Annotated in this window: 9 protein-coding genes; 5 read left to right on the top strand and 4 right to left on the bottom strand. The window is 46.1% G+C overall.

All coding sequences use genetic code 11. The features are described 5' to 3' along the window. Nucleotides 1–15 precede the first annotated feature (15 nt). Nucleotides 16–624 carry an ATP-dependent Clp endopeptidase proteolytic subunit ClpP gene (clpP, locus tag AC3A14_RS12355; protein ID WP_318701209.1) on the top strand — a complete coding sequence of 203 codons (609 nt, stop codon included), beginning with the start codon at nucleotides 16–18 and terminating at the stop codon, nucleotides 622–624. Between the two features lie 73 nt (nucleotides 625–697). Here the strand turns inward: clpP and AC3A14_RS12350 are convergent, their stop codons facing one another. Continuing rightward, nucleotides 698–1,621 (bottom strand): hypothetical protein, encoded by a 924-nt coding sequence (locus AC3A14_RS12350; protein WP_318734124.1) that lies wholly within the window; start codon nucleotides 1,619–1,621, stop codon nucleotides 698–700. A 217-nt stretch (nucleotides 1,622–1,838) separates the two neighbouring features. Between AC3A14_RS12350 and AC3A14_RS12345 the strand changes: the two genes are divergently transcribed. After that, nucleotides 1,839–2,528, top strand: a complete 690-nt coding sequence (locus tag AC3A14_RS12345) for a TerC family protein (RefSeq protein WP_318701207.1) — start codon at nucleotides 1,839–1,841, stop codon at nucleotides 2,526–2,528. A 45-nt stretch (nucleotides 2,529–2,573) separates the two neighbouring features. Here the strand turns inward: AC3A14_RS12345 and AC3A14_RS12340 are convergent, their stop codons facing one another. Together AC3A14_RS12340 and AC3A14_RS12335 are read right to left on the bottom strand one after the other, a co-directional pair. Next, a complete protein-coding gene (locus AC3A14_RS12340; protein ID WP_318701206.1) occupies nucleotides 2,574–4,499 on the bottom strand; it encodes a mechanosensitive ion channel domain-containing protein in 1,926 nt (641 codons plus the stop codon). 201 nt (nucleotides 4,500–4,700) lie between these two features. After that, entirely contained in the window at nucleotides 4,701–6,224 is a 1,524-nt protein-coding gene (locus AC3A14_RS12335) for a UbiD family decarboxylase (RefSeq protein ID WP_318734123.1), read from the bottom strand. A 298-nt stretch (nucleotides 6,225–6,522) separates the two neighbouring features. On the opposite strand from AC3A14_RS12335, the gene AC3A14_RS12330 reads away from it, so the two are divergent. Further along, on the top strand, nucleotides 6,523–8,031 hold the full coding sequence (locus AC3A14_RS12330) for a serine/threonine-protein kinase (protein WP_318734121.1): 1,509 nt from the start codon (nucleotides 6,523–6,525) through the stop codon (nucleotides 8,029–8,031). 21 nt (nucleotides 8,032–8,052) lie between these two features. Here the strand turns inward: AC3A14_RS12330 and AC3A14_RS12325 are convergent, their stop codons facing one another. After that, a complete protein-coding gene (locus AC3A14_RS12325; RefSeq protein WP_318698894.1) occupies nucleotides 8,053–8,925 on the bottom strand; it encodes a hypothetical protein in 873 nt (290 codons plus the stop codon). Nucleotides 8,926–9,125: 200 nt separating this feature from the next. Here AC3A14_RS12325 and hisF point away from each other — a divergent pair, with 200 nt between their 5' ends. Both hisF and AC3A14_RS12315 read left to right on the top strand, forming a co-directional pair. Continuing rightward, nucleotides 9,126–9,902, top strand: a complete 777-nt coding sequence (gene hisF / locus AC3A14_RS12320) for an imidazole glycerol phosphate synthase subunit HisF (protein WP_318698895.1) — start codon at nucleotides 9,126–9,128, stop codon at nucleotides 9,900–9,902. Nucleotides 9,903–10,019: 117 nt separating this feature from the next. Continuing rightward, the gene (locus tag AC3A14_RS12315) at nucleotides 10,020–10,334 is read left to right on the top strand and encodes a hypothetical protein (protein WP_318698896.1); all 315 of its coding nucleotides are present in this window, start codon (nucleotides 10,020–10,022) and stop codon (nucleotides 10,332–10,334) included. The last annotated feature ends 111 nt before the right edge of the window (nucleotides 10,335–10,445 follow it).

The following is a 10,445-nucleotide window of genomic DNA, read 5'->3' as shown; positions in this document are numbered from 1 at the left end:
ATAGGGTAGAACAGGATGATTCCGACCGTCATTGAACAATCTGGACGTGGTGAACGGGCTTTTGATATCTATTCCCGACTGTTACGGGAAAGAATCGTATTTCTCGGACAGGCGATCGATGCAGATGTGGCGAACTTAGTGGTAGCCCAGCTCCTATTTTTGGATGCTGAAGAGCCAGAGAAAGATATCTATCTCTACATTAACTCACCGGGAGGATCGGTCACGGCGGGTATGGGGATTTTTGACACCATGAATCAAATTCGGCCGGATGTGTCTACCATTTGTGTAGGCTTGGCTGCTAGTATGGGAGCTTTTCTCCTCAGTGCAGGGATGAAAGGCAAGCGAATGAGCTTACCCCATTCTCGGATTATGATTCACCAACCCCTAGGAGGAGCGCAAGGCCAAGCAACGGATATCGAGATCCAAGCCAAGGAAATCCTCTACCATAAGCAACGGTTGAATGAATTATTAGCCAGTCATACCAGCCAACCCTTAGAGCGTATTCAAGAAGATACAGAACGTGATTTCTTTATGTCCTCCAATGAGGCAATGGAATACGGGTTAATCGATCAAGTGATTAATCGCCGTCCTTCTGCTAGTCAACCCATCAGTGTGGTTAATTAGGGAATAGAGAATGGGGAATGGACAATAGGCAATAGCTTATCTGCCTATCGCCCCATTCCTCTCCATCTAATCTCTAAAAGAACTCTTCATTAGATGAAGCAGTTTGTTGCAGGTAATCGAGAAATTCTTTCATTTGACTACAGGTCAACATCAAACGGGAACCTTGACTATCTGGATATTGGCTCTTCAGATAGTCTTTTCCTTGTTGAGCGCTCCACCCGACTTTTTTCAGTTCGACATCGGTTTGGGCATAGGTTTGTAGATATTCTAGAAATTCTTTCATTTCCCGATCGCCCAGAATCATGCGTTTGTTTTTGCCATAGATACGTTTGAGATATTCGCTCTCTCGCTTACTGTTCCATCCAATATGCTTGAGTTCCATATCGATTTTGAGGCTAATGTCAGTGAAGTCAAATTCTTCTTCTAGTTCAGGTAAGGGTTCGGGTTCTGGTGCAGGTGGAGGAGGTAGGGGTTGATCGGTGTAATCTTCTGTATTCTCTCCTAGGGGAGGAATGGGTGACCAGGTTTCCGGTTCGGGTTCCGGTTCGGGCGCTTTTACTTCAACTTTTGAAGGAGTGGGTTTTGGGGGACTCGGTTGAGGTGCTGCAATGGGTTCCACTGGAGTGGGTTCCACTGAAGTTGTTTCCACTGGAGTCGGTTCCACTGGAGTCGGTTCCACTAGAGTCGGTTCCACTAGAGTCGGTTCCACTGGAGTCGGTTCCACTGGAGTCGGTTGTACCGCAATGGGCGTGGGAGTGGGTGGAGAGGAATAGGAATATAAAAGGGCGATCGCCCGTTCTCTGGCTCGATCTTCTGCTTTTTCGATTTGGCGATCGGCTGATAAACCCGTTGCTAAGACTAAGTTCCCGCATTGGATTTGCACCCGGACAATATACTGGCGATCGTGAATATGAAGTAGCTCTGAAATGAGGCTCGCCGTAGGATAAGCCGCCCGAAATTGAGTCCACAAGGATGAAGATAAAATTTGCTCAAGCATAGGTAATCAGTTCTGTGCAAAATCAACGGATTTCTGGTATAATCAAAACAGGAAAAAACAAGCTTTTTCCATCACTCTTTCTCTTAAATTCGTAAGAATAAGATGGTCGAATCAGCGGCAACACTTTTCGCGCTGATTCTAATTCAACTGTGCTTCCCCCTGTTTCCTTGAAATAGGGTTTTTATTGGTCGTTTAATTCAAATTTGAGACTCCATTAATGCTAGACGTTATCTTAGATTTTTCGCACCACTTTGGGTTAGACACCCTATTTCTAATCATCATTTTAGTGGCGCTAGAAGCCGTACTTTCAGCCGATAATGCTGTTGCCTTGGCTTCAATTTCTAAGGGATTAGAGAGCCAGAAACATCAACAACAAGCCCTCAATTTTGGCTTGGCTGCTGCATTTATTCTGCGGATTATACTCATTTTAACAGCAACTTGGGTGATTCGCTTCTGGCAATTTGAATTTTTAGGAGCCGTGTATCTGCTCTGGTTAGTTTTTAACTATTTTACCTCAGACGAAGAGGAAGCCGATCGTCCTCACCACGGGCCAAAATTCCAGTCTCTGTGGCAAGCTGTTCCCCTCATTGCGGTGACTGATTTGGCCTTTTCTTTAGACAGTGTGACCACGGCGATCGCCATTACCGATGAAATTGTGTTAGTTTTGATGGGAGGAATTTTAGGAATTGTAGCTCTACGCTTTCTCGCGAACCTATTTATCCGTTGGTTAGATGAGTTTGAAAATCTTGAAGATGCTGGATATATTACCGTCGCCTTTGTGGGATTAAGACTCCTAGCTAAGGTCATTACTCCCGATATTGTGCCTCCAGAATGGCTGATGATCTCTCTAATTCTACTCACCTTTGTGTGGGGATTTTGGAAGCCCAACCTCTTAAAAGCCAATTAAAAGGCTGTAGGGGGGCATTATTGTCCCCCACCTACACAACCCTACTTAGCTATTTTTAGCAAAACTGGCCGTGGCATCAGGGAGAGATGAAGGCATCTGAGACTCACCCAGAGAGGAAGGCATATTGCCATTATGTTTTTGGAGAAACTCATATCCAATTTCCACCTGTGTCGGAATTGCCACACTAATCCCTTCTTGTTTGAATCGTTCCTGAATCATGATCAAGGTTTCTTCCCAAACATACCAGTAATCTTCCTTTGTTGCCCAGCAGGCTGCACTAATGGGAATATGATCCTCTTGATACCAATAGACATACGTCCCAATCGGTTTGTCTTGCAGGACTTTGGGATGGGATTTCATGACCTCAACCAATAGCTCTTTAACACGAGGCAGATCCTCATTCACATTGAGACGAAGCGTATGCTTAACTTTCCGGACATCGGCATGGGTGAGGTTATAGATGTTATCGTTCCAAACCGTACTATTGGGAACAGCAACCAGTTCACCATTCCAACTTTTGAACGTTGTGTTCGCCAAGCTAATGGAATCAACTATAGCCCACATCCCAGCAACCTTCACTTCATCTCCCACATCAAAGGGTCTATAGAACATCAGCATCAAACCACTGGCCAAGTTACTCAGGTTGCTTTGCAGGGCGAAGGCAAGGATGAAACTTGCACCCCCAATAAGAGCCAGAAGAGGCCCAAGGCTTACTCCTAGGGCAGTTAAGCCGAGCAGAACTCCCATCACTAGAGTTCCTCGGCGGAAGGTCTTGACGATAAAGCCCTCGAATAACTCAGAGGCAAACGAAGTCTTGAGGAACAATGCATCGAGCGCATTTCCACCAAACCAAGACACTACCCCAGAAACAGAGACAATACCCACAAAGATTCCTAGACTTCTGGCCCAGCGTAAACCCCCTTCTTCTGACTGCGCCCACGCTAGGAGCCGAACCATTAACCCTTGAGTATCGGTCACATCAATTTCGATACCACTAACGGCAGCGATATATGTACGATAAGATTCTGTCTCTCCACCTCGCTGATCTATGGCATCTAAAATCACCTTAAAGCGGTCTGCTAGAGCTGTTTGCTGATTTTGCAGCTCAGTGACTCCAACAATCAACTCCTGCTTCACATCTTCTTCCGCGTCTGCGGCTTGTTCCAACTGAGTTTCTACTTGGTCAAGTTGTCCAATCCTCTCCTCTGTGTCGGTGATGCCATCACTCTCAGCAGCCGTTTCTCCTTCTCCTAGGGGAGCGCCAGTGACTGGATCGATTTCTTCTGAGTCCTCAGTTGCCCCTTCGACTTCCCCTTCGAGTAGAGCAGCCGCCTCTTCAAAGTCTTCTTGTACGGCTTCTACATCCTCAGTATTGAGGTCATTTTCTAGGAGAGAACCCAATTCTTCTTGCTCTAGCTCAGTGTCCAAAGTTGATTCAACCGTTTCTCGTAATTCCTCATCCTCCTGAATTTGCTGCTCCGCTTCTGCTGCCGCTTCTACGGACTCCTGAGCTTCTTGTAAGGCTGCTTCAGCTTCTTCTGTTTTCTCAATCACGGCGGTACTACCAGCACCTTCTGTGACTTCCGCTTCCTGGGCTTCCTCTAGAGTTTGTTGGGCTTCCTCAAGTTTTTGTACCGCGTCTTCGGTCTCCTGAATCTTGCGGTTCTTGCGCTTAATGGCAATTTCTTGGTTGGAGATTTCCCGTACTTTGGCTTGTAGTAAACCCTGCCAGCCTTCAGCTTCAATTTGTAATTCAGCTAGGGTTAGAGGCTTGACTAAAAGTCTGAGTTCATCAACAGGAATATCTGGATCTTCGATGGTTTTGGCTGCAGGCGCAGAAACAGTTGTGGCTTCTTCTTGGGCAACTGCGGCAGAGCGCATGGGTCTGGGTACAACATCGCCCCAACTAGCGAGGGTGCAAACCATGGCAGCTAACACGAGCTGTCGTAGGCGGCGCTTGGGCTTGGACATAATTATGGATCTCCTTCTCCTTGGTCTTAAAACTATAATTAAAGACTTAATCAGGCTGTAGGGATAGTGTAAACGACAAATTTTGATTTGTCATACCATTTCTCTATAATGATGTCCTTTAACAATTGTCCCAGAACAAGTTAGCTCCTAAGGATTGATTAATGGCAATCTTAGAAGAAATGGTATCAGAATTGATCCGGTTCAGTGATTAAATTTTGATAGCATTTCGTAACCAAATACATTGGGGTCAACTTCTCCGAGGGTGAGATCGGCTAATCCATACTCTTGCCAGCGTTGGTCTACTTTAGTAGCTATGTCTGGATCGGATTCGAGAACTGCGCCCCATTCATGGGTGGTTTCTGGGTATATTTTCGTGGTTGCATCAACGCCCATTCTACCTCCTAAGCCAATTTTTTCACTAGCAAAATCGAGGGTGTCAAAAGGGGTTTCTGGAAGGATAAAAACATCTCGTGAAGGGTCAACTTTAGAGGAAATTGCCCAAACAACTTGCCGAGGATCGCGAATATTAATGTCTTTATCGACAACAATGACAAATTTTGTGTAGGTAAATTGGGGTAGAGCGCTCCAAAAGGCGAGGGCTGCACGTTTAGCTTGGCCGGGATAAGCTTTATCGATGGAAATAATGGCAGCTTTGTAACTTAAGGCTTCCATAGGGAGGAAGAAATCAACGATTTCGGAGACTTGTTGGCGCAGGATAGGGGTGTAAATGCGGTTAAGGGCGATCGCCATCATGGCTTCTTCCTTGGGAGGACGACCGCTAAAAGTTGTTAAATATACTGGATTTTTTCGATGAGTCATGCATTGGAAGCGGATCAGGGGCGAGTCTTCCACACCTCCATAGTAACCCATGTGGTCGCCAAAGGGACCATCAGGGAGAACTTCACCAGGGGTAATGGTTCCTTCGAGGACAAATTCGGCATCTGCGGGAACTTCGAGGTCTACAGTTTTACATTTAGCTAAGGGAACTCCGGAACCTCCGTAAAGTCCGGCAAATAACCATTCTGAGAGATCTACGGGAATGGGGGTTGCGGCAGCCATAATGATCAGGGGGTCAACGCCGAGGGCGATCGCCACCTCTAGTTTTTTTCCTTGCTCAGAGGATTTTCGCAGGTGACGCGCCCCACCCCGTACCGATAACCAGTGTACGGTCATTGTTTTAGCTGATTGAAGCTGTAAGCGATACACGCCAACATTGGGAATTCCGGTTTCACAATCTTTGGTAATTACCAATCCCAAAGTAATAATTTTTCCCGCATCTCCGGGATAGGGACGAATCAGGGGTAGAGTATTTAAGTCTAAGTCTTCTTCTGGGATCGTGACCTGTTGACAACTCGGGAAAAAATCGCGCCCTGGTTTAGCTTTCACCACATCAAATAAAACCTTGCCAAAATCAATCGCTTGGGAAATCTTTTTGGGCGGTTTGGGTTGTTGCAACATGCCCAATTTTTTTCCTAGATCTTCTAATTCTAGAGGATTATCCATATTCATCGCCCAACAGATACGCTCAACCGTTCCCATTAAATTAATGGCAATGGGAAAGGGCGATCCTTGAACATTTTCAAACAGTAACCCAGGGCCTCCCGCTTGCAACATTCGGTTGGCAATTTCGGCAATTTCTAAATCCGGATCGACAGATGCTTTAATTCGTCGTAGTTGTCCGCGCTCTTCGAGTAGGTTGATAAATCCGCGTAAGTCTCTGGCCATGGGTTGAGTGAAAGGGTTACTTTTCTATTGTAGGGGAATGGGGAGATGGGGGAGTGGAGAGACACAGGGACACGGGGAGCTTTCAAGGGAATGATTTTAAGATTCGAGTCAGGAAGACACGGAGAAACGGGGACACGGAGAATCAGATGACTCTATGAAATTTGGGGCGCTCTGAGGGTCTATGGATGCACAATCATGAAAATCATTCACTTGTCAGGACACGGGGAGAGGGAGATGGGGGAGAAGAGGAACGGATGTAGCATAATAGGGAAAGCTGGCGTTTGTGTACCTGAAGATCGTGGATTGGCAACCCGGAAAAGTTATTGACCGCAAGTACAGGATTGAGAAAGTGTTGGGTAGAGGTGGGTTTGGCATTACTTACAAAGCCAAACACCTGACCCTGGATTCGTTCTGTGTGATTAAAACGCCAAGGACAGAATTTCATCAGGATGACAACTATGGAGAGTTTGTATACCGGTTTTACAAAGAGGCGAAAACCCTGGCGAGTCTAAAACCCCATCCTCATATTGTGCGGGTGTTTGATTTATTTGAGGAGCCGGATGAGAATGACCCTAGGGTGAGAATTCCTTGTTTAATGATGGAGTTTATTGAAGGAAAGAGTTTATTCAATTTAGTTAAAGATGGAGGGGCACTCCCGGAAAATAAGGCAGTGGGGTATATTCAGCAAATCGGTAGGGCCTTAATGCATATCCACAAAACGGGGTTAGTCCATTTCGATGCGACTCCAATGAATATCATGATTCGACCGGATGGAACGGCTATATTAATCGATTTTGGCATTGCTGGAGATTGTCCCCCTAGCTCGATTTCTTTGCAAACGGGAAATCCAGCATTTGCCCCTTACGAGCAGTTTCTGGGAGAGCGGAACGTAACGGTAGATGTCTATACGTTAGCTGCTGGTTTATATTATGCGGTGATGGGAGAGTGTCCAACCCCTTCTACAGAGCGACTGAAAAAGGTTCCTTTGATTGAGCCAAAAAGCTATAGATCGATTAGTCCCAGCTTAAATTATGCTATTGTCTGGGGGATGGCTTTGGAGGCAGGAAAACGTCCCCAGTCAATACAGAACTGGTTAGGCTTACCGTGTTTTTCCAGAGATATTCCCGATACAGTCAGAATTAGTGAACTTCCTGAGCCGGAGAATAAGGGGTGGGACTGGTCCTGGTTACCTTGGGTGAATGGTTCTGTGTCTCCTGTGCCTCAATCGACTGTGCATCAGCTCCCTATACCTGCTCCTAAATCTAAAATTAATAAACCTCTTGCTTCCATTCCTGGATTGAAGGTATATCAACCGCAAGAGGATGATTTAAGGTCAGAGCGAGGAGTAGACTACACGCTCTTGCAGAGACTGTTGCAGCAGCAGAGATGGAAGGATGCGGATGAGGAAACCTACCGCAGGATGCTGGAAGCGGTGAAACGGGAAAAAGAGAGTTACTTTCGTCTTGAAGACTTGAAAAATTTTCCTGGCATTGACTTGAGAACCATTGACCAATTATGGGTGAAATATAGCAGGGGTCGATTTGGCTTTAGCGTGCAAAAGCGGATTTGGCTTGATTTGGGAGGAACGCTAGACGATTATGATTATGATACGTTTATAAAACTTGGCGATCGCGTCGGCTGGCGTAAAAATGGTTCATTGTTAAATTATAGTGATTACATATTTACTACAAATGCACTGCAAGGTCACCTCCCTGCGAGTGCGGTTTGGGGATTGGCGGTTGGAGAAGTACGGGTCGGATCTGGAGGAGTGGGGGTAGTCCTGTGTATTCTCTTTTCTCTTCTCTAGACTTTAGCCCCTCAACAACCCTTAAGTGGTTTGATTGGGGATTTTCACTTCTTTACCAATAAGATTTAAAAATCCTGTACCAAAATGCTGAATTTCTAGAAAATTGGCATTCTGAGGGGCCGGTTTGTAGATGCGGAAGGTTTTCATAATCCCTAGGGTGGCGGCACTTTCTAGGGGGCCGATAAAGCGGGTATCTCGGTCGAGAAAATGGGGTTGATTGGCCCAATAATCCATTTGTGCGCCATTGAGGAAGTAACAACCGGAGTGGGGATTGAGGGGACGTTTTAAGATGACTGGGCATTCCATCACTTTTCCTGTGAGTTGGGGATGTTCTTCTAGGTTTTGAAAAGGTTGAGTGACGTGAGGCTTTAGATCTCCATCGATGTAGGCCTTGCGGAATGTACCGCCAATGGCGCTCTCGTAGCGGTTGGGTTGCAGAAGGTTGCGATCGCCAGTAATCCGATTAAACCAAATCAGTTTAACAAAAAACCAGGGGTCAGATAAGATTAAGTCGTCCTCTAGAAAGCAGTAATAATCATAACAGCCAAGGTTGCTGCGCAATACGGCTTGACATTCAAAACCGAGAAGCATCGGTTCACATTGGGTAGTATGGTGATGATAAGACTCCTGAGGGATAGGTAGTTGTTTGAGTAGATGGTATTCCCCAGTAGTACAAATCACGATATCAATATGATTCGTGTATTGTTGATTGCTCGGTACAACGACCCTTTGAGCAATGTCAATCATGCATTGGAATTGGCTATAGAGTTGATGAATAGCTGACAGACTTGAGGTGAGCGCTTGGATGCGCGGTTGGGGATCGGGACGTTGGGAAGCGTGCCGTTGAGACCCTTGGGGGTTATAAAAATGGGCAATGGTAAATAGAAGACGCATAAATTAGTCTTTCACAGCAATACCAGTATTTTGTCATTGGGAGGGAAGCCAAACAATAGGTTGATGTTTAGCCGGTCAAATCCTGAGAAGTTTGTATGGAATTAAGGAAGAGGGAAGAGGAAAAGTGGCTCAACATGACCCAGGCTTGGCACTGTATGATGTCTGGGGACAACTATTGAACAGAAGAAAAGAGGAAGCAGATGGTTGCTAAACGGATTTTACCCTGTCTGGATGTGAGGGCGGGACGAGTGGTGAAGGGGATTAATTTTGTTAACCTTCAGGATGCTGGCGATCCGGTGGAGTTGGCTTCGATCTATAATGACGCGGGTGCTGATGAGTTGGTGTTTCTCGATATTACGGCGACTCATGAAGACCGAGATATTATCCTGGATGTGGTTTACCGGACGGCTGAACAGGTGTTTATTCCCCTGACAGTGGGTGGGGGAATTCAATCCTTAGAAATGATTAAAAATTTGTTAAGGGCCGGGGCGGATAAGGTTAGTATCAACTCGTCGGCAGTCCGAGACCCGGATTTGGTAAATCGGGCCAGCGATCGCTTCGGAAATCAGTGTATTGTTGTCGCTATTGATGCTAAACGACGCAGCGATCCTGAGAATCCAGGATGGGATGTGTATGTGCGCGGGGGACGGGAGAATACAGGGCTTGATGCACTCTCCTGGGCTAAGGATGTGGCGGCTCGTGGGGCTGGAGAAATCTTACTCACGAGTATGGATGCTGATGGCACTCAAGCCGGTTACGATCTAGATCTAACCCGCACCATTGCTGAATCTGTGGAAATTCCGGTGATTGCGTCTGGTGGCGCGGGAACCTGCGAACATATCCATGAAGCGTTAACTGAAGGAAAGGCTGAGGCGGCCCTTTTAGCCTCTTTACTCCACTACGGCCAACTGTCTGTCGCTCAAATTAAGGAGCATCTGACGACCCAGGGTTTGAAAATCAGACAACTGGCGAGGTGATATATATCACATTTTGTTCAGAAAGTACAGATTTCTAGAAGAATTTAAGAATTGAACCGCGACAGTCCTGCAATAAGTTGTTACAATACAGGAATTGTTACATTTCTTAAACGAGCAATGATCATTATTCTCATAATTGTCATTGCCTTAGTAGCCTGGTCTTTGCATCTAATGGAATCGGCGATTCATACGCGGGAATTCTCTTTGATGTTAGCTGGGGTTCTAGTGGCAGGGGCTGCTGTAGCGATGGTAGCGGTTTATTTTCTCATGGGCCATTACTTCGGCTATTTAAATGAAACAGCTCGGCTGGACAATCAGGCTATCGGAGAACCCCGTGAAGTCCTCAGTTGGCTGGTAGAGTTCGATGAAGCTCAACAAACCCGGGTAGGAGGCACAGAGATGAGTGGCTACCCAAATTTGGGCGATCGCTAAACCATTGTCCGATCGCTAAGTTGGTGAACCATCCAAAAACTATTATCAGAAAAATAGGTCTAAAACCCCGTCCTTTTAGGACGGCTTTACAGTAGAATGAAATGGGTCACT

Source organism: Roseofilum sp. (assembly GCF_982964205.1).
Note: the sequence above shows the minus strand (reverse complement) of the source record. Positions and strands in the feature narration are given on the sequence as shown.

Excerpts from the sequence above, each read along its gene's own strand:
- clpP (WP_318701209.1), top strand. The coding sequence starts at position 16 with ATGATTCCGACCGTCATTGAACAATCTGGACGTGGTGAACGGGCTTTT.
- AC3A14_RS12350 (WP_318734124.1), bottom strand. The coding sequence starts at position 1,621 with ATGCTTGAGCAAATTTTATCTTCATCCTTGTGGACTCAATTTCGGGCG.
- AC3A14_RS12345 (WP_318701207.1), top strand. The coding sequence starts at position 1,839 with ATGCTAGACGTTATCTTAGATTTTTCGCACCACTTTGGGTTAGACACC.
- AC3A14_RS12340 (WP_318701206.1), bottom strand. The coding sequence starts at position 4,499 with ATGTCCAAGCCCAAGCGCCGCCTACGACAGCTCGTGTTAGCTGCCATG.
- AC3A14_RS12335 (WP_318734123.1), bottom strand. The coding sequence starts at position 6,224 with ATGGCCAGAGACTTACGCGGATTTATCAACCTACTCGAAGAGCGCGGA.
- AC3A14_RS12325 (WP_318698894.1), bottom strand. The coding sequence starts at position 8,925 with ATGCGTCTTCTATTTACCATTGCCCATTTTTATAACCCCCAAGGGTCT.
- hisF (WP_318698895.1), top strand. The coding sequence starts at position 9,126 with ATGGTTGCTAAACGGATTTTACCCTGTCTGGATGTGAGGGCGGGACGA.
- AC3A14_RS12315 (WP_318698896.1), top strand. The coding sequence starts at position 10,020 with ATGATCATTATTCTCATAATTGTCATTGCCTTAGTAGCCTGGTCTTTG.